This is a genomic window from Sphingomonas tabacisoli (assembly GCF_042678385.1).
GTDB lineage: Bacteria > Pseudomonadota > Alphaproteobacteria > Sphingomonadales > Sphingomonadaceae > Sphingomonas_B > Sphingomonas_B tabacisoli.
This window is the reverse complement of sequence record NZ_JBHUDY010000002.1, coordinates 561,112-580,315: the sequence shown is the minus strand read 5'-3', so window position 1 is coordinate 580,315 and position 19,204 is coordinate 561,112. Positions and strand designations below refer to the sequence as shown.

Annotated in this window: 16 protein-coding genes; 3 read left to right on the top strand and 13 right to left on the bottom strand. The window is 65.4% G+C overall.

Annotation, left to right across the window (positions count from 1 at the left end):
• Window positions 1–7 precede the first annotated feature (7 nt).
• Window positions 8–811 carry a crotonase/enoyl-CoA hydratase family protein gene (locus ACFSCW_RS15930; protein ID WP_380891249.1) on the top strand — a complete coding sequence of 268 codons (804 nt, stop codon included), beginning with the start codon at window positions 8–10 and terminating at the stop codon, window positions 809–811.
• A gap of 12 nt (window positions 812–823) precedes the next feature.
• On the opposite strand, the gene ACFSCW_RS15925 is transcribed toward ACFSCW_RS15930, so the two are convergent.
• Window positions 824–1,132, bottom strand: a complete 309-nt coding sequence (locus tag ACFSCW_RS15925) for a hypothetical protein (protein ID WP_380891246.1) — start codon at window positions 1,130–1,132, stop codon at window positions 824–826.
• A gap of 167 nt (window positions 1,133–1,299) precedes the next feature.
• Between ACFSCW_RS15925 and ACFSCW_RS15920 the strand changes: the two genes are divergently transcribed.
• Window positions 1,300–2,478, top strand: coding sequence for an FAS1-like dehydratase domain-containing protein (locus ACFSCW_RS15920; protein WP_380891245.1), 1,179 nt, complete (start codon window positions 1,300–1,302; stop codon window positions 2,476–2,478).
• Here the strand turns inward: ACFSCW_RS15920 and ACFSCW_RS15915 are convergent.
• From ACFSCW_RS15915 to ACFSCW_RS15885, 7 genes are all read right to left on the bottom strand, one after another.
• Window positions 2,475–3,836 (bottom strand): amidohydrolase family protein, encoded by a 1,362-nt coding sequence (locus ACFSCW_RS15915; RefSeq protein ID WP_380891242.1) that lies wholly within the window; start codon window positions 3,834–3,836, stop codon window positions 2,475–2,477. The two genes, ACFSCW_RS15920 and ACFSCW_RS15915, sit on opposite strands and share 4 nt — an antisense overlap.
• Window positions 3,833–4,780, bottom strand: coding sequence for a CoA transferase (locus tag ACFSCW_RS15910; RefSeq protein WP_380891240.1), 948 nt, complete (start codon window positions 4,778–4,780; stop codon window positions 3,833–3,835). The genes ACFSCW_RS15915 and ACFSCW_RS15910 overlap by 4 nt, the downstream gene beginning before the upstream one ends.
• Window positions 4,780–5,757, bottom strand: a complete 978-nt coding sequence (locus ACFSCW_RS15905; protein ID WP_380891239.1) for an enoyl-CoA hydratase/isomerase family protein — start codon at window positions 5,755–5,757, stop codon at window positions 4,780–4,782. The genes ACFSCW_RS15910 and ACFSCW_RS15905 overlap by 1 nt, the downstream gene beginning before the upstream one ends.
• 27 nt (window positions 5,758–5,784) lie before the next feature.
• Window positions 5,785–7,269, bottom strand: a complete 1,485-nt coding sequence (locus ACFSCW_RS15900; protein ID WP_380891236.1) for a class I adenylate-forming enzyme family protein — start codon at window positions 7,267–7,269, stop codon at window positions 5,785–5,787.
• A gap of 2 nt (window positions 7,270–7,271) precedes the next feature.
• Window positions 7,272–7,580 carry a hypothetical protein gene (locus ACFSCW_RS15895; RefSeq protein WP_380891234.1) on the bottom strand — a complete coding sequence of 103 codons (309 nt, stop codon included), beginning with the start codon at window positions 7,578–7,580 and terminating at the stop codon, window positions 7,272–7,274.
• 198 nt (window positions 7,581–7,778) lie between these two features.
• Window positions 7,779–8,927 (bottom strand): FAS1-like dehydratase domain-containing protein, encoded by a 1,149-nt coding sequence (locus tag ACFSCW_RS15890; protein ID WP_380891232.1) that lies wholly within the window; start codon window positions 8,925–8,927, stop codon window positions 7,779–7,781.
• A 19-nt stretch (window positions 8,928–8,946) separates the two neighbouring features.
• Window positions 8,947–10,512, bottom strand: coding sequence for an acyl-CoA synthetase (locus ACFSCW_RS15885; RefSeq protein WP_380891229.1), 1,566 nt, complete (start codon window positions 10,510–10,512; stop codon window positions 8,947–8,949).
• 64 nt (window positions 10,513–10,576) lie between these two features.
• Here ACFSCW_RS15885 and ACFSCW_RS15880 point away from each other — a divergent pair, with 64 nt between their 5' ends.
• On the top strand, window positions 10,577–11,341 hold the full coding sequence (locus ACFSCW_RS15880) for an IclR family transcriptional regulator (protein WP_380891227.1): 765 nt from the start codon (window positions 10,577–10,579) through the stop codon (window positions 11,339–11,341).
• On the opposite strand, the gene ACFSCW_RS15875 is transcribed toward ACFSCW_RS15880, so the two are convergent.
• From ACFSCW_RS15875 to ACFSCW_RS15855, 5 genes are read right to left on the bottom strand one after another with little or no spacing between them, the layout of a single operon-like run.
• Window positions 11,338–12,924 (bottom strand): SMP-30/gluconolactonase/LRE family protein, encoded by a 1,587-nt coding sequence (locus ACFSCW_RS15875; protein WP_380891224.1) that lies wholly within the window; start codon window positions 12,922–12,924, stop codon window positions 11,338–11,340. The two genes, ACFSCW_RS15880 and ACFSCW_RS15875, sit on opposite strands and share 4 nt — an antisense overlap.
• Window positions 12,921–14,330 carry an aldehyde dehydrogenase family protein gene (locus ACFSCW_RS15870; protein ID WP_380891222.1) on the bottom strand — a complete coding sequence of 470 codons (1,410 nt, stop codon included), beginning with the start codon at window positions 14,328–14,330 and terminating at the stop codon, window positions 12,921–12,923. The genes ACFSCW_RS15875 and ACFSCW_RS15870 overlap by 4 nt, the downstream gene beginning before the upstream one ends.
• A gap of 17 nt (window positions 14,331–14,347) precedes the next feature.
• Window positions 14,348–16,012: a hypothetical protein gene (locus tag ACFSCW_RS15865; protein ID WP_380891221.1), complete on the bottom strand. Its 1,665-nt coding sequence runs from the start codon at window positions 16,010–16,012 to the stop codon at window positions 14,348–14,350.
• Window positions 16,009–17,796 carry a thiamine pyrophosphate-binding protein gene (locus tag ACFSCW_RS15860; protein WP_380891219.1) on the bottom strand — a complete coding sequence of 596 codons (1,788 nt, stop codon included), beginning with the start codon at window positions 17,794–17,796 and terminating at the stop codon, window positions 16,009–16,011. The genes ACFSCW_RS15865 and ACFSCW_RS15860 overlap by 4 nt, the downstream gene beginning before the upstream one ends.
• Window positions 17,793–19,199, bottom strand: coding sequence for an aromatic ring-hydroxylating oxygenase subunit alpha (locus ACFSCW_RS15855; RefSeq protein WP_380891217.1), 1,407 nt, complete (start codon window positions 19,197–19,199; stop codon window positions 17,793–17,795). The genes ACFSCW_RS15860 and ACFSCW_RS15855 overlap by 4 nt, the downstream gene beginning before the upstream one ends.
• Between the last annotated feature and the right edge of the window lie 5 nt (window positions 19,200–19,204).

The window sequence follows — 19,204 nt, the reverse complement described above, 5'->3', positions numbered from 1 at the left end:
TGATCAAATGGCCGATTCAAGCGAGCAGCCCGTTCTCGTCGAACTGCATGACCATGTGCTGGTCATCACGATGAATCGGCCCGAAGCGCGCAACGCCTGCAATTTAGCGATGTGGGTGGGCGTGGGCGAGGCGCTCGAAGAAGCCGATCGGAACACACACGTCCGTGCGGTGATCATCACCGCCGCGGGCGACAAGTCGTTCTGCGCCGGGGCCGATCTCAAGGCGATCGTTCGCGGGGAACCTGCTGTTCCGAGCGACCCGAAGCACCTCGGCTGGGGATTTGCCGGAGTCGTCAATCACCCGATCTCCAAGCCGGTGATCGCGGCGGTGAACGGCGCCGCCATGGGCGGCGGCTGCGAGATTGCGCTGGCCTGCGACCTCGTGGTGGCGGCGGACCATGCCTTGTTCGGCCTGCCGGAAGTGAAGGTCGGCCTGATCGCAACGGCCGGCGGCGTGTTCCGGCTACCGCGCCAGGTACCGCTGAAGCAGGCGATGGAGATGATCCTGACCGGTCGGCCGATCTCGGCGGCGCGAGCGGCAGAGCTGGGCCTGATCAACCGGGTCGTGACGGCCGCGGACGTCATGCCGACAGCGATGGCGCTGGCGCAGGAAATCGCGGCCAATGCGCCGCTCGCGGTCCAGGCTTCCAAACAAATCGCACTGGGAACCGCGAACGGCGCCTATTTGCGGGAAACCGACGATTGGGCGACGAACCAGCGGTTCATCGCCATGCTCATGAAGTCGGAAGACGCCCACGAAGGCCCGCGCGCCTTTGCCGAGAAGCGTGCGCCGAAGTGGAAGGCGCGCTGAAGCCGCGCCAGGTCAAGCGGTTCGGTGCCCCGAAAGCGGCATCTCGCCAAAGGCGCCGGCGGTGACGAAGCCGACCAATTTGTCGCCATCGACGATGACTTCGCAATCGACCTTCATCGCCATCGGCTTGGTGACCTGAAGGCTGCACAGCAGCATGTTGCCGTCGATCGCGCCGTCGGTGATGTCCATCGTGCCCAGCATCGCATTGCTCAACGAGCCGGTGAAATGCTCGCCATCGTCGGACGGCACCACCACCAGCGAGCCGGATTTCACGCCCAGCGGCGTCTTCAGCACGCACTCATATGTTCCGGCGAGCGACATGGCCTTCCCCTGCTGACGGCACACTCCGAAACTTGGTTGAACCGCGCGGTTCTGCTTTGGAAGACGGTCTAGGGATTCAGCGCCTCGGCGAAGTTTGCCGGCGCCCGGCTTGCCTTCGCTCGTGCTTTCTCGTGAGGCTGCCGGAGACCGCCTACCCGGAGTGCTTCATGAGCGACGCCATTCTCGATTGTTCCGACCTCGACCAGTATATCGGCAAGCCGATGCAGCCGGCGCGGATGGTGGAGCCCGTCGCCAATGCAGATATCCGGCGCTGGGTGCAGGCGATGCATTATCCCAACCGGCTGCATTATGACCTGGGTTACGCGCAGCAGAGCCGCTTCGGCGGTCTGATCGCGCCGCAGAGCTTCCCGGTGACGATGGACGACGGCCATGGTTCGGCGCCGTCCTGCATCGGCAGCATCCCAAACTCCCATATGCTGTTCGGCGGCGACGAATGGTGGTTCTACGGCCCGCGCATTCGCGGCGGCGATCGTATCTGGAACGAGCGCGTGCCGTTCGACTACACGGTCAAGGAGACAAAGTTCGCCGGTCCGACCTGTTTCCAGCGGGGCGACAATTTCTACTATAATCAAGACGGCGATCTGATCGCGAAGCAGCGGTCGACCTCGATCCGCTATGCCCAGCAGGCTGGTGAGGCGAGCCAGGCGAACACGACCGAAGGCCGTGACGATCCGGTCTGGAGCGATGACGAACTCGAGCAGCTCGAGCATCGCAAGTTCGCCTGGATCGCCATGCTTCACGACCTCGGCCATTCGGCGCGCTATTGGGAAACGGTCAATGTCGGCGACGCCTTGCCCGAGCGCGTCTTCGGCCCACATTCAATCGTGAGCTTCACGACAGAGTGGCGCGCCTACACCTTCACGCAGTGGGGCGGAGCCCACCGCCGTACCGACCTGAATATGGCCGAGCTTGGTTTCGTCGGTCCGATGGCGGGACCCGAGCAGGACCCGACCGAGGAAGCGATCAATCCGGAGAATACCGACGGCGCCTATATAGGCCCGTCGCGCGGGCATCTGTTCCCGCGCTGGGCTCGCTATATCGGAATGCCTCGCGGCTATGGCTATGGCGCGTCGATGGGGGCGTGGATCACCGACTATCTTTCGGGATGGGCCGGCGAATGGGGCATGGTCCGCCATTCGAACTGCAACTACCGCGGGCCCGCGCTGACCGGCGACATCACCATCCAGACCGGAACCGTGCTCGAAAAGTTCATCGACGAACATGGCCGCGCGCTGGTCAAGATCGACACGCGGATGACGAACCAGCTCGGAACAGTGCTGTCCACCGCCGTCGCCGAGGTAGAACTGCCGCGGCGGCCGGCCTAGCGGCGCTGGAACACGGGCCGGCCGGCAACAAAAGTCGCGGCTACGCGATCGGGCGTCAGGTCCGCGAGCACTTCGTCAAGCGATCCATCGCACAGCATGAAGTCGGCGGGGGCTCCGGGAGCGATCGTCCGCGCGCTGCCCGGGTTGAGCGGTTCGCCTAGGTAAAGGCACAGTGCCTGGCGAGCCGAGATTCGCTCGCCCCGGCCGAGCGACTGCCGTGTCGCCGTCAACCGATCGCGCGCCGTTCGCATGCCCAACCAAGGATCGAAGCTGGCATAAGGTGCGTCTGAACCGGCCGCGAGCGGGATGTTCGCCTCAATCAGGCTGCGGGCTCGATACAGATCGCTCCATTGCTGAGGATCGATGGAGTCGCGGTAGCGGTCCCCCCGGTCGTGAATGAACGCGGGGTTCGTGACGACGGTCAGCGGCGTCTGCGCGATCGCCGCGATCGCTGCCGTTGCGATCTCCCCGCCATGCTCGATGCGGTCGCCCGACAGAGCGCCGCCGGATAGCTCGAGCGCGGCGAGGAACAGCGAAAGTTCGGTCGCCGTGACGCAATGCGTTGCGACGTTTCGCCGCTGGCCTCTCGCTTCGCTGATGCGGCGGGCCAGCACATCGAGATCAGGCGGATCGCGTTCGTCGATCAGAAGCTTGAGCGGGCCTCGCCTGTACTCATGCGCGTGAGGCAGGCTTTCATTGCCCATCAACACCAGTGTTTGCGGCAATGCGCTGGAGCTGAGCAAAGCCGCCTCGTCCGGTCCGTTGCCCGCCCCTGCGTCGGTAAGGCCCGTTACGCCAAGCGCGGCGAGTTCCGATCCCAGCCCCGCCACGTCGATGTTGGAGCGCGGCAGATGACGGCCGAGCCATCGGTCCTCGCGCCAGAAGCGGCCGGTCGGCTGCCCCGCCGCGTCGCGCTCGCAGCCTGGAGGAAACGTCGCCGCCCCAAGCGATGCCAGACCAAGGCGATTCAGCGCCCATAGCGCACCGGTCCGGTCCTGAAGCTTGAGCGGGCGGTCGGACACCCAGTCGTCGAGCAGATCGGCGTCCGGTAGCCCGGCGGCGCCCTCGTCATAGCCTACCGCCCTCAGCCACGCTCCGGGCGGCGCTGCGGCTGCAGCGGAGCGCAACGCCGCTTCCACCGCTTTCGCGTCCACGAGGCCCGCCAAATCGACTGAGCTTCGCCTCGCGGCGGACGCCAGGATGTGGATGTGATGGTCGTGGAGCCCCGGCAGGAGCACCCGCCCCCTGCCGTCGAACTCGGCCCGCTTGCCCGCACCGGTGCCGACGAGCCCATCATCAATGATGATATCAGTCGCGGCGGCGCCCCAAGGACGAACATTGCGGATGATGAGGTTCATGAGGCGATGCGCCGGCGATAGGCGGCGGCGACGCCGGCCATGGGCAGGTCGAGCAGGCCGCCCGCCCCACGGGCAACGCGCTCGCAGACGGCCAATGCGCTCTCCAGCCCGGTCAACGGATCGGCAAGCGCATCGCCCATGAAGCTGGGGGGCTCGCCCGGTTTCACGAGACCGCCGGCGACAGCGCAGTCGTCGCCGAAGCCGACGCGGTCGATTTCCCAGCCATACGCAGTGATGGCGGCCCAGATCAGGTCCGGCCGTGCCCGCTCCAGTTCATCTCGATCGAGCCCGATGCGTGAGAGCCCCGCGGACCGGCCGCTCGTGACGATCACATCGGCAGCGAGGATTTCGTCGCGCAGCCGCGCTCTGCATTCAGCCACTGTCAGGTCGAGCGTGATCCTGCTCTTGCTGCCGTTCAGGAAGCGATCAAGCTGGGGAGAAGCCAGCGGCGTCGGATCGGGCCGCCCGGCGCTTTCGATCCTGACAACATCGGCGCCCGCACGCGCGAGCAGCCCGGCGCAGAGAGGGCCGGCCCAGAGCGCCGAAAGGTCGACGACGCGGCCCGGAACGGCGCTTTTCCCCTCCGCCAACACGAAGGACATTGCCTCGCCGAGGGCGGCGACCGGCAGCTGCAGCTCCACCGCGCGCTGCACGAACTCGGAGCAGTTCATGGACGAGGCTGCTTCGGCAATCCCCTGCCAGTCGCTTGCGCGACCATTGGTCAGCGCCGGCACAAGCTCCACGTCATCGGGCCGCGCGAGGTTCAGCGCGGCCCAGCCGTCCGCGGTGGCGACGAGGCGGCAATGACCATTGGCGGAGATCCGTCCAGGCGCGCGCAAGCCACCCGGCGCATCCCGCTGCAGCAGCAGCGCGGGCGTCAGGGCCTCCTGCAAAGCCGGCAGCAGCGCGATCCGCTCCCTCAGGACGTCTTCGAGCGCTCTCATCAAGGCTCCGCCGCGTGCAGCAATCCCCAGGCCAGCGCCGTGTCCACCGGTATCCGAAATCCTCCCGCCGCGGCCCAGAAGGTGCGCTGACGTCCAATCGCTCGCGGCAGGGTGATTGTGCCGCCGGCGCCCGGGATCAATCCCATGCCGAGTTCGGGAAGCTGCATGTAGAAATCCCGCTCGGCGACGCGCCGCGTGGCTGCAGCGGCGATCTCGATGCCGGACCCGATGCACGCGCCGTGCAGCCTTACGGAGGCGCGATCTCCCAGCGCGTGGATAAGTAGCGCTGCGCTTCGCTGCATCCGGATGATATGCGCAGTGGCCAGATCGGTCGCGCTGCCGAATTCCTGCAGATCGCCTCCGACCGAGAAGGAGCGCCCTTCCCCACGCAGCTCGACGCGGGGCTGAGTCGGGTCGTGCAGCGCATTGAACAAGGATTCGTAAAGGGCATCGCGCATGGCCGCAGTCATCGCGTTGCGGGTTTCCGGTGCGCTGAGAGTTAGGATCACGTCGTCACCGGTACGGGAATAGCGGACTGGCGCGAGCGAAATCGGCGCAGGCTGGCTAGCCGGGCGCTCCGCCAGCCAACACTTGAACTCAGTTCCGCCAAGCAGAGTCGAGTAGGCGAACGATTCCATCGCCAGGGCCGCATCGAAGCTCAGGCCCACGCCGAGACGCAGCAGCCGCGCCAGGATCGACGCCGCGACCGGTGCACGCCTGATATTGGCGCTGACCCGCTTCAGGGCGGATTCCAGCCGGCCGGCAGAAACGCTGACCCATGGCGCAGGCGCTGCGGCGGATGTCGTGACGAGCGCGTCGAACAGTTCGACATCACAGGGAGGAAGCAGGCCCTCCCGATCGACGCCGATCCGGATCGGCGCCGCTGGCGCCTCATCCCCCGGCAAATCGATCAACTGCAGCGGATTGCCGGACAGCGGCGAGTACGATTCGTCGAAGGGATCAAGCGCGAAGATCACGGCTCGGTCTTCAGACCTTGCGGCCAGTCAGGCAAGCTCCGCCTTCAGCACCCTGCGCAACAGCTTGCCCGTCTCGTTGTACGGAAGCTCGGTCCGGAAAAACCAAGCCTCAGGGGTCTTGGTCGAGCGAAGATGGCTGCGGACATGCGCGCTCAGCGTCTCCTCGTCTACTTGCGATCGGCAGACGATCGCCGCGGCGACCTTTTCGCCCCATTTATCACATGGCAGGCCAAGCACGGCCGCATCTTCCACCGCCGGATGGCTGCGCAACACGTCCTCGATTTCGCCGGGCGAGATATTTTCGCCGCCGCGAACGATCACATCGTCCAGCCGGCCTTCCACGAACAGATAGCCTGCGTCGTCGAGCCAGCCCGCGTCGTTGGTCGGGAACCAGCCGTCGCCCGCCAGTGCCGATTTGTGGAGATACTCGCCGGAGACTTGCTCACCGCGCACATGGATTTCCCCCGACACGCCGGGCGGGCAGATCTTCCCCTCAGGATCGCGGATTTCCAGCTCGAGCGAAGGCAGCGGACGGCCGACAGATGTGAGCCGACGCCGCACCGCCACATCGTCCGAAGCGAAAGCCGCGCGGTGATCCGCGCCGTCCAGCAGCGCGATCGTCGAACTCGTCTCGGTCAGGCCATAGGCGTTGACGAAGTCCACTTGCGGCAGCTTTGCCATCGCTCGGTGGATTGTCGGCTCCGGCATACGGCCGCCGCCGTAAGACAAGGCGCGCAAGGCCGGCAGGCTTTCGCCGCTGCGCTCCATTGCGTCCAGGATACGGTCGAGCATCGTGGGCACGACCATCGCATGGGTGATACCCTCGCGCGCGGCGACAGCGACCCACTCGTCCGCTGAGAATTGTGGCAGATAGACGATCCTGCGGCCGCCGTAGCTGGCGCTGAGAACCGCCGAGATGCCGGCGATGTGATAGGGCGGCACGCTCACGAGCGCGGCTTCGGCCTCGTCCGCGCCGAGGAACTCGACCGTGGACATCACATAGCTGACGAGGTTCGAATGGCGCAGCACCGCAGCCTTAGGGTCCCCGGTCGTGCCGCTGGTAAAGAGAAGGACTGCGATGTCCTGCTCCGGCTCCTCGCCAACGTCCTGCTCGGGCAAGTCCGGATCGAGAAACTGCGCTTCGAAGGCAGAACGGCGGTGGATCGCGGCGCCGTCAATGCCTGCGATCCGGTGCGCCATATCGTCGTCGATAATGACAGCCGGGGTGTCGCAGCGCTGGATCAGCCGGCGCAGCTCGGGATCGGTCAGCCGATAGTTGACGGGCACGAACGGCAGCCCTGCATATCCGGCGGCGAACAGGGTCAGCGGCATGGCCGCGCCGTTCAAGCCGACAAACACCAGCGTCTTGGCGCCGCCCTCGGCCAGCGCCTTGCCCGCGGCCCTCGCAGCATTGCGAAGCCGGGCAAAGTCGATCCCCGCATCGCGCGGACCGATCGCCAGGCGATCGCCGCAGCTGTCGGCGGTCAGGTCGAGGAGCAAAGTGGTGCGCATGGTCAGTCCGATGCCGGAAGCGGCTTCGCATCCTTGCGCGCGAGCGGCCGGCCGGCAAAGGCAAGATCGCCGGTACCCGCCTTGCTGCAGAGGATTTCGATGCCGCTTTCAGTTTCGGCGTAGCGTTTGCCCGCCGCGGTGCCTTCGCTGCCCGCGGGCGCGTCGGAAGCGGGACCGGCGGCCGCATTATGGGCCAGTACGGCAGCGCCGCCGCAGGTGAGCTCGCCTTCTCCCGACGGCGGACGGACGACCACAAACTCGCCGGTACCGACCGCGCTCTTCCACCGGGACCCGGGCTTATAGTCGCTCATGCCAAATCCTCTCCATCCGCCCCGCATGACCGTGCGGGTTTTGCGCTTTCTTGATCCTCATATCACCCGCGTTGCAACTGCGCCGAGCAGCCGCGTGCATATATCACCGCCGCGAAGCGGTAATCCCACGCAATCGCCTCATTATTCCGGTCAAAGGGCCTGAACGCACTGCGTTCAGGCCCTCCCCCAGCCCCCAGCTTACGCCTTACTCGGCAGTTCCGCGACGGCCGTGCCGATCGCCGAGGTCTCGCCCCGGTGAGTCGTGGCGATCTGGCGGATCTCGACATATTTCTTGCCGTTCTCCTCGAACTTGCGCGTCACCTCGCCGTCGATGAAGATCACGTCGCCGTCCGGATTGTGCCGGCGGATTTGGCACTTGTGCTTGTGCAGGAAGCCGTCGTCGCCGATCCAGTTGGTGATGTGGTGGGTCAGCCAGGAGTTGCGCTCGGGACCGTAATCATACGCGCCGGGCGTGCCGACTTCGCGGGCGAAGTCGTCGTCCCAGTGGACCCGCTCCGGCACGTCGCGCACACCGAACTTGTTGGGAATGCCCAGGCCCGGGTGCGCGTCGATCAGCTGGAAATGCAGCTTGTTGGTGCGGATGTAGAGCCCGCCCCAGCCCTGCGCATAGCCGATAAAGCCGGTGACCGTCATCGGCCCCTTCATCATGCGCGGCAGCTGCTCGCCTTCCGTCACGTCCTCCCAGTAACGCGGCGTGGCGCCCCGGATTTCCTCGTTGCGATACAGGTCGAACCATTCCTGCATCTGCTCGTCGGTCAGCTTTTCGACCTTGCCGACCTGGCCCGTGTACTTGGTACCGCGCTCGCGCGCTTCGTCGCGGTCGGTACGGAAGACGTAGCTGTCGCTCTCGGCCACCAGATCGCCATGCTGATTGTAGAAGTCGACATGGTAGATTTGCTGATAGGCACGGCCCGCAAAGCGCGTGTCATGCCCGATCAGGTCCTTCAGATACGCCTCTGTGGTGATCGTGTCGTTGCGTAACACTGGCTTGTGCCAGGTCCAGTCGGCGCCGGCCCACATCGCGTGGACGCCGGGCAGGCCGCCGCAATAGCCGGAGACGATGCGGCTGGTCGAGAAGAGGAAGCTCGGCAGCGCGACGATCGTCCCGTACTTTGTCTTGGCCGCATATTCGGGGTCGCACCACAGCGGATTGTCGTCGCCGATGCCGTGCGCATAGTGACGGATGGCGTCGCGCGTCGCTTCATAGTTCCACGGTTCGACCGTGTTCTCGATCTTGACGCCCACGCGCTTACGCAGGTCTGCGAGACCCTCTTCGGTGATCTTTGGGAAGCGATTGGTCGGCTTGTCTTCGGCCAGGGTTGCCATGCGATAGTCTCCTTTGGTGTCAGGCGGCCGCGGCGGCGAGCTTTGCCGCCTCGCGATCGCGCAAAATCTTGCGGTGAACCTTCCCCGCGGGCGTCTTCGGCAGCTCGTCGACGAACTCGACCAGCCGGGGGAATTCGTGCTGCGAAAGCTTGTCGCGCGTGAAGCTCTGCAGCTCGCGCACGAGCGCATCGTCGCCGCGCCGGCGGGAAATCACGAAGGCCTTGACGACCTGCCCCCGCGCCTCGTCCGGCACGCCGATCACCGCGCACTCCAGCACCGCATCGTGCTTCAGCATTGTGTTCTCGATCTCGACCGCGGACATGGTCCAGCCGGCAGAAATGATCACATCGTCGGCGCGGCCGCAGTGATAGAAATAGCCGTCCGCGTCGGTTTTGGCGCGGTCCTTGGTGCTCATCCACCCGCCGCCGCGCCAGAGCATCAGCTCGCCGATTTCACCGGGCTCTGAGCGGGTTCCGTCGGGGCGCTGCACCTCGAGCCGCTGGCCCGGAATGGGGCGGCCGAGCGAGCCGGGCTTCACTTCGAAGTCCTCGGCGCCCGGATAATTGACGAGCACGACGCCGATTTCGGTCGTGCCGTACATCGAGCAGGCGGCCACCTTGAAATAGCGCGCGATCCAGTCGAGCGTCGCCGGGTCGATCGGCTCGCCCGTGTACGAGAGCTTGCGCAAGTAGAAGGTGAAGTCGTCGGCGCGGCCAGCGTTCTTCATCATCCGGTAGTGTGTCGCAGCAGCCGACATGTTGGTGATGCGGTGGTCGCCGAGCGCCTGCATCAGCCGCACCGGATCGAAGCGGCCGGCGAAGGTGCCAGTGGTGACTCCAAGCCCTAGCGGCGCCAGCGTGCCGTGCCACAGGCCATGGCCCCAGGCCGGCGACGACGGGCAGAAGAACTCGTCGCCCGGTCGAATACCGGTGCCGTAAAGTGCTGCGAACATCAGCGTGACGAGCGCGCGGTGCGTGTGCTTGACCGCTTCGGGAAGCTCGCGGGTCGTGCCGCTGGTATATTGGAAAACCGCAAGATCGTTCGCCGCCGTTTTCGGCGTGTAAGTGGACGGAAACTTTGCAATTTCGTCGAGCAGGCCGTCGTCGGCGACGATCACCCTCGGACCCGGCACGGAGCGCGCGAGTTCGGCCTTCTCCGCGTTGGTGATCAGGATCGTCGGGGTGCAGTCCTCCACCCGCAGTCGCAGCGCCTCTGACCCGAACAGAGTAAAGAGCGGCACGCTGATCGCGCCCGTCTGCATCGCGCCGAACAGGCAGACATAGAAGGGCAGCGACGGTTCCAGCATGAAGGCGATGCGCTCGCCCGGCTTCACACCTTCATGATCGAGCCAATGGGCAAAGCGGGCCGCGCCCTCGGCAATCGCGTCGAAGCTCAGAATCTCGTCACGACCATCGGCATGGGCGATGCGCACCGCAGGCCGGCCCGAGCCGTCGGCATGACGCGTGATGCACTCATGCGCGATATTGAACCGCTCGCGGTCGCCATCGAACAGGTCCCAGAGCGCGCCGCCGTCGGCATGCGCCTGAGCGTCGCGATAGCTGGTGAAGTCGGTGAGTCGCGCCATGCCGGCTCTTTGTCATGATTCATGATGCATTGCAAATAACGAATGTCTGTTCTATATATCGAATATGGACGAGAGGATCCCGGACAGCAAGGCACCGGCTATAGCGCGCGGCGCAGCCATCCTACGCCTGCTCGCGCGCAGCGACGAACCGCTTCCGCTTCAGAGGATTGCACGCGAGCTAGGACTGGTCCCGAGCACCTGCCTCCACGTCCTGCGCGCACTCGTCACCGAGGAACTCGCGACAGTCGATGGCTCGAAGCGATATGCACTCGGACCGGGGCTGCTGACCTTTGCCAACGCCTGGCTGCGACGGGACCGTTTTGCCCAGGGAGCTCAGCCGGAGATCGAGCGGCTTGCGGCCCGCTTCGACGTCACCGCCATGGGAGTCGCGATTACCGGCCTGGACCACATCATCGTCGTCGCGACGGCGCAGGGCGCGCAGAATCTGCAGCTGAGCGCGCAAGTCGGCAGCCGCTTTCCGGCGCTGCTCAGCGCCACAGGGCGCTGCATCGCCGCCTTCGGCAACCATGAGCCCGCAGAGCTGGAGCGGCGCTTCCGCCGCCTGCGCTGGGACAATCCGCCCAGCTATGGAGATTGGATGGCGCAGGTGGCCGCTACTCGCGACCATGGCTATGCGGTCGACGACGGCAACTACATTGCTGGAGTGACCGTGATCGCGGCGCCGGCCTGGCGTGCGCCAGGCCCACCTACTCACGCGCTGGTCGCGCTGGGGCTGGAGAATTCGATGCGGCGGGTCGGGATCGAAGACGTGGGCCGAGCGACCGCGCAAGCCGCGCAGGCGGTCTCGGGCCAGTTGGGCGGGCTTTAGTCGAGATTCGACCGCAGGCGCAGCACGCTGCCTTCCGCATCGCCCGAGACATAGAGTGAACCGTCCGCTCCCGCCGCGACGCCGGCGAAGTTGATCATCGGCCCGGCCATGTCGCCGATCGGGCCGAGCGGCTTCGGCTCCACGCCGACGGGTGCGCCGACCGGGAGGTTGCTTGCCACCGCGATCTGGTGTCCCCGCAGCGGATCGATGCGGATCACCGACTTGGAAGCCGTGTCGAGGGCGAACAATTCGCCGTCACGCCAGGCAAGGCCTTCGGGACGGCCGAGCCCGTCCGCGACGGTCTCGCTGTTGCTGCCGCGGACCTTCACGACGCGCCCTGCCCCCGCTTCGGCGACATAGATGCCGTCGTCGCTGTCGACGGCCACGCCCATCGGCATGTCGAGGCCGCTCGCGAGTTCGGCGACTCCGCTCGCATCGACGCTGAGCAGGCGGCCGGCGCCATATTCCGCGACAATGATCATACCGCGCGACGTCCGCGCGACGCCCATCGCGCGGTCCAGCCCTTGCGCCAGCCACTCCGCTTCGACCCCGGCACTCCAGCGCGCAACACCGCCGAGACCGGTCGTTACAATCCATTGCCCGGGTGCACCGCCAGAGCACACGCCGCGCACATAGCCAGGACCGCCGGGCGTAAAGAGCATGCAGAGTGTTTCCAGCGCGCCTGCCTCGGCCAGCCGATAGGAGAATGCGCCGTCTGCGACGAACAGCGCACCGTCGTCCGACGCCGCCAGCCCCAGCGGCCATTGCAGGCCGCGGGAGACGATCGGCCGCGCCTGCCCCGGCGCGACGATTTCAACGATCTCGCCGGGGATGCTCGAGACGAACAGTCGCTCGCCGACAAAAGCACAATTGTCGAGGCCGGGAGCAAGCTGGGCGAGCACTTCCCTGGTCCCGGTGGCTGGATCGATGCGCAGCACCTGGCCGCTCGCCACCTGGGTCGTGATGATCCGGCCCTTGCTGTCGAACTTTACCGAATCGGGCACGCCCAGATCGCCCGCGACCACTTCGGGTGCGCCGCCATCCAGGGCCACGCGCCATATCTGGTTGGTGCCCATCACAGGAAAGTAGAGCTTTCCGTCGGGCCCCACCTGCATGGCGTTCGCCATCGGAACGTCGCTGGCAATGACCCTCGGCTCGCTGCCGTCGAGCGGCAATTCCATGATCCGTGCGCCGATCCGGCATTCGCCCGCGAACAGCCGCCCACCGTGCCAGGTGATCGGATTGGCGACCGGAATATCCCCCCGGATCACGTCGACGCGGCCGTTCGGGCGGCGCCTGCAAACCCGATTCTCGGTGATCTCGGTCAGGTAGATGTTCGCGGCCTCGTCGAAGACTAGATCGTCGGGCGCGACGATATCCCCGCCCATCGCGCTGACGGTCTCGATGATGCCAGTATCGATGTCGATCGCACTCACCTGGCTGCCGGGAACCTGCGCCACATAGAGCCGGCCATCGGGCCCCGCCGCGATGCCGTTCGCGCCGAACAAACGGCTTGGCTGGGTCACGCGATCGAGCGACCAGCCGTCGGCGAGCGTGGCGGCGGGACCCGAATAGCGGCTCATGCGATGATAGACTTGGTTTCGAGATATTCGGCGAAGCCGTGCTCTCCCCATTCGCGGCCATTGCCGCTGCGCTTGTAGCCGCCGAACGGCGCATGGAAGTCGAAGCCGCCATTCACCCAGACGGCGCCGGTACGCAGCCGTTTGGCCACCCCGATCGCGGCGTCGCGGTCCTCTCCGCTGATGTGGCCACCGAGCCCGAAGACGCTGTCATTGGCGATCCGCACCGCGTCATCGATATCGTCGTAGGGGATCACCACCAGCACGGGCCCGAAGATTTCCTCGCGAGCGATCGTCGTGTCGTTGGTGGTCACGAATACCGTCGGCCTGCAGTACCAGCCCTTGTCGAGCCCTTCCGGCCGCCCCGCGCCGCCGGCGATCAGCTCGGCGCCTTCGTCGAGGCCTTTGGCGATGTACTCCTGAACCGTGTTGTACTGGCCCTTGGAGACGACCGGCCCCATCGCCACATCGCCGCGCGGATCGCCGACGGTGACGCCTTCGGCCGCGGTTCGGGCCGCCGCGATCGCCTCTTGTAGCCGTGCGCGCGGGACGAGCAGACGCGAACCGGCCGAGCAGGTCTGGCCGGCATTGACCATCATCCCGGCCGTCGCCGCCGCCACATTTTCCGCAAGCCGTGCGTCGTCCAGCACGATCCACGCGCTCTTGCCGCCGAGCTCCAGTCCAACCCGCTTCACCGTGTCGGCGGCGTCCTTGCTGATCTGGACGCCCACCGGCTCGGAGCCGGTGAAGCTGATCATGTCGACGTCCGGGTGCTTGGACAGTGCCGCGCCGATCACGCTGCCCTGCCCCTGGATCATGTTGAACACGCCCGCCGGCACACCCGCTGCGTCCAGGATTTCAGCGAGAATCTGCGCCGAATAGGGCGCCAACTGCGGCGGCTTTAGCACCATCGTATTGCCCGCCGCGAGAGCGGGGAACACCTTCACCGTGGTCTGGTTGAGCGGCCAGTTCCAGGGCGTGATCAGTCCGCAGACGCCGATCGGCTCCCTGACAATCAGCGTATTGCCTCGCCGCTCCTCGAACCGGAAGTCGCGCAGCACCTCGATCGCGGTCTGCAAATGCCCCGCCCCCAGCCCGACGTGGAAACCGGTGCCGAGTGCGATCGGAGCGCCCATTTCCTCCGTGACCGCCTCGCCAAGCTCTTGCTGACGCCGCGCATATTCCGCCTGAATTGCTTCGAGCAGCTGCAGCCGGTCCGCCACTTTGCTCTGCGACCAGCTCTCGAAGGCGCGGCGCGCGGCCGCCACCGCCTTGTCGACATCGGCTGCCGAACCAAGCGAGATCGTGCCGGAAACTTGCTCCGTCGCGGGATTGATCACATCGGCGGTATTGGGGGTGGCCGGGTCGACCCACTGCCCGTCGATATAAAACTGGGTGTATTGGCGCATGGTTCGCTTCTCTCTGGCTAAGGCACGAGATTGTCGACGGTCAGCCGCTTGCCGGCATATTCGACATAACCGCTCGTTTGGGGCGCGCCCGCCGAGTCGCCGTCGAAGATCAGCGGAGCGGGGATCGGGGCGCCAAGCGGACCGAAGGTCATCTTGAGTGCCATCGTCCCGCTTTCGGCACCGCTCAGGCGGAGGTCGGCGGTATAAACGGATTTTCCTTGCCGACCGGCCTGCATCGTCTCCTGGCCGGAATAAATCCGCTTCCCATCGTCGCTGAAGTCGGCGTAGCGTTTCTCGATCCGCCCGTCACGTGAGCGGCGATAAGTGATGTATCCCGACTTGCGGCCATAGACCTTCACGTCGATATCCTGGCTCTTGGCGGCATAGGCGCGAACGACCGAAAGATCGGGGGAGCCCAAAGCCACCGGCGTGATTTCCACCGCCACACCCGCGGCGGGCCGATAATCCGGAAGGCTCGCAATTCTCACCCTGAAGTTTCGCGTTCCCTGCTCGCCTTCGATCCACATCGCCTTGCGACTGCCTGGATGCCAGGACATGGGCGAGTAGAAGACCCATTTCTCGTCTCGCGCCAGGTCGATGCCTAGATGGCCATGATCGCTGCGCGCGGCCCCGATATCGATCAGGACAGGACCGACAGTGCCAGGCCTCCCGCGCCGCACGCCGGTGACGGAATGCGTGTAGGCGAGCATGCTCAGCCCCATATTGAGGCTGTCCGGATAGGGGCGCGGCATCAGGCTGAGCAGCTTCAGGTCGGTTCGTTCGGCGAACCGCGGACTCATTACGATACCCAGGCGCTCGTCGGGCGAAAAGATCGTCGTCTCGGTATAGCCGGGCGGATTGGTAATGACTTCCCGATCGCCGCTGTCCAGATGGATAACCACCGATCCCGGCAGGTCGCGCTCCGCCGCCCCCACCACCGAGAGCGCGCGGCCGCCGTGCACGAACTGCTTCACTTCACCGCCAAGCAAAGGCCTGGGCAGCACGCCGTCGGCATGAGCGGGGTCGTTACGGAAGCGATCGAGGGTGCTGATGATCCTAGGATCGTCGATCACATAGCGGCTGCCGTCCCTGCGCAGTTCGCCCAGGAACACCATCGCCGAATAATTCGCGAACAGCGTCGTCCAGGCCATGTGCCGGTTGTCGGGCGCGATGACGATTTCCGACCAGCGGACGGCGATGTGGTCGCCGCTCGCGATTTCAGCCGGATATTTGACTGGAAGGAGAGCCGGATCACGACACTCTTCCAGCGCTTCCCTGCACTCGATGACATAGTCACCCAACAAAACCCGGCGATTGTCCGCGAATACCATGTAGCGGGTGCCGTTGCTCTGTGCCTTCTCGGCCACCGGCTTTGCGAAGAATGGGCGGAAATTCCGGCCATCGTCGTCCATCGTCGCCAGCCGAATCGGATCGGGACCTCCGCCGCGCCCGGCCGAATAGGAGAGTAGCACCTTGCCCGAAGGCGTGTAGGTAGCGCTCCGTACCGTTACCCCTGCCGGCAGCTTGAGTGTCGTAATCTCGACGGGCCCAATCGATGGAGCCGAGGGATGACCGGGAGAAGTGGGCGACGCGGCGGCGGCCGTCAGGCAGCCAGCCAAGACCGGTGCCGCCAGGGGAAAAAGCTTGCGCCGCGGGGTCGCCCGCCAGCGCGCGCTGCTCACTGGGTGCCCTCCGCATACCAGGTGCGGAATTTGTCGTATTTGGGCATTTCCTCCGAGTTCGCCTTCGGATCGATGGGCACATGGATGACGGCGGGGCCGCCGTGCGCAAAGGCCCTTGCGATCGCCGGTCCGATCTCGTCGGCAGTGGTGACATATTCGCCGTACGCGCCAAGGCCTTCCGCGATCTTGTCGAAGCGGACCTTGTCGCTCCAATGAGTGCCGGTCTCGGCCGTTCCAGGTCCGAAGGTCCGCTTGTAGACGCCGACCTCAAGGCCCCATTGGAAGTCCACGCCCACCACGCAGACGAGCGGCAGGTTGCGCCGCACCGCGACTTCCAGTTCGGCGATGTGAAACAGGAACGATGAGTCCGATGTGATCAGCATGCCGGGCCGCTGCACGCCCGTCTCCGCCTGATCCGCCAGCATCGCGCCCGTCGCATATGGCAGCCCGGTGCCGATATGACCGTAATTCTGGTTCCAGATCACGTCGTTCGGCTTGCACTGGCTATAGGTCCAGCCGAACACCACTGTCGCGCCGCCGTCTCGGATCATGATGCCGTCTTTGGGGAAGGCCTTGGTGGCTTCAACGATGAAGCGGGCCGTGTGAACGGGCACATTGCCGCTGCCGTCGCTCTTGCTGTGCGATTCTTCGGCGAGTTCGTCGAGCTCGGCCTGGCCGTCCTTCATGAACCGCGCCAGATCGTCGCCGGCTGCCCGGCCCTCGCCCAACGCACGTGTCAATTGCGGGACCACCGCGCGCACGTCGCCGACCAGCGGCACGTCGATCGGGCGGTTGACGCCGATCGCCGTCGGGTCCTGCTGGACGTAGATCCACTTGCGGCCCGCTTCGCCGGCGTACCAATGCCGCCATCGCCCGAAATGCACCGGCTCGCCGAGTTCCGTGCCGAGCGCGACCACCACGTCGGACGCTTCGACGGCTTCGATCGAAGCATCGGAGAAGACATACTGGAAGGTGCGGTCCTCAAGCCCCTTGATGTAGCTGGTGCCGCCCGATGTCTGGATCACCGGACAGTTCATCTTGAGCGCCAGCTCCTTCACCGCCGCGCCGGATTTGGTGGTGTGGACCGCATGGCCAACCAACAAGATCGGGTTTTTCGCATCCAGGATCAGCTTGGCCGCCTCCGCGATCCTGTCCCCGTCAGCGCCCTGCATCGTGAGACGATAACGCTCCGGCGGCAACACCGGCGGCACATCCAGCTCTTCCAGAATGACCTGGCTCGGATATTCGACATAGGTCGGGCCCGGCGTGCCCGACATCGCGACTCGGATCGCCTCGCGGATCACTTCATCCGTCTGGTCGGCATATTCGATCGCGCCCGAATATTTGACCGAATCCTCGATCATCGGCTCCTGCCGAACGAACTGGATGCGACCGCGGCGTACCCTACGCTCGGTCACACGGGCGCGCTGGCCGCCCAGAAAGATTACCGGCGAATTCTCGACTTTGCAGCACTGAATCGCGGGCATCATGTTGGCGAGGCCTGGCCCGAGCGTGCCGAAGCATACGGCCGGCTTGCCGGTGATGCGCGACGCGGCCTCTGCCATGAACCCGGCCGCCGCCTCGTGGTGCGGCGAGACGACCGTCCATCCGCGCGCCTCGGCCTCCAGACAGAGGTGCACGAAGTTTGGGTCGGGAATGCCGAACAGCGTCTTGATCCCCTCGGCCTCGAACAGATCGAGAATGCGCTTATAGACCGGCGTGCCGCCGGCCTTCAGCTTAAGGTCGGAGGTGGCGGTCTTGGGCTTCGCGTCTTCGTAGCTCATTTCAAAAGCCTTGGTGCGCCCGTTCCCATGAACGCGGCGAGGTTGCGGTGGGCGTTGATGATCTTCTGTTCCTGGTGCGGATTGGGAAGTGCACCGCGGAAGCCGCGCGACTTCATGCCCTTGTGCACGTACCGCATATTGGCGAAGTCCTGGGCCAGGACCTTGCCCCATTTCTCTTCCGTTGGCTCCGCCTGGACCCATTCGGTCTTAGGCTCCTGACCTTCCGGATAGCGTTCGAGCGCATAGGCTTCGAAGATGCACATGTCGGGATCGTCGCCATAGGGCCGCGCACGGTAACAGAGCGCGAAGGTCACGCCCTGCAGGATGTTTTGGTTCGGAAACAGCGTCCAGGCGAGCCCGGCTTCGGACATGACCTCGGGTGGGATGTCCGGCCAGATCACGCCGCGGGCGGCATCGTCGCGCTTCGCCGACGCCATCCAATGGGCCATGACTTCGCCGACCGTCGCGGTTTCCGGCAATTCGTCCTTCAACCGGGACGCCGCCGCGATCAGCGTATCGGTCGAGGCCGAATAATTGATCGTCGTGTAGTTCTCGCGCGCGAGCTCGTAGGTCGAAACGCGCGGATCGTCGCCTTTGCCGGCACGGCTGACCGAGCCGCCTTGGTCGGTGACTTCCTTCGCCTGACGCTGGTCGAAGCCCGAGACCGAATGCAGCCCATATGCCTTCGAATAGGCGTAGAACTCCGCATAGGCAGTCAGCTGGTTGTGGGTGGTGGTCGTGTGATACGGTTCCATGAAGGCCTCGATGGAGGTCTTCCAATTGGCTGGATAGATGCACCATTGCCGCCACTTGTAGCGCATCTTGTCGAACTCGAAGTGCGACAGGATGCGGCCGGCATCACCAAGGAATTCCTCGAGACTCTCGCCCTCCTCGCGCATGTCGACATAGACGAAGCCGCCCCAGGTGTCGGCGCGCAGCCGCGTAAGCGAGGTGCAGTCGGGCGTCAGCGCGCCGTGCCAGTCGTCCTCGTCGAGGATATAGGTGTTGCGGCCCTCCAGGTCATAGGTCCAGCCGTGGAAGGCGCAGACAAAGCTCCGCGCATTGCCGCGCACGCCGTTGCTGCCCGCCGGAACGTCGACCAGCTGACGCCCGCGATGTGCGCAAACATTGTAGAAGGCGCGGATCGCGTCCGGCCCCTCGCCTTCGGCCGCGCGCAGCACGATGATCGATTCATCGCAAACGTCGTAGGTGAAGAAGTCGCCGACCTTCGGGATATCCTCGAGCCGTCCCGCCATTTGCCACACGCGCGGCCACAAACGTTCCTTTTCCGCCTGGGCATAGTCTTTCGACAGAAAGGCTTCGGTGCCGTAGGTGACCGCGCGTTCGGCCGCCAGATCCTGCACCGTGACCTCGGAATTGCTGATCCGCGAATGCTCGTTCATCACCC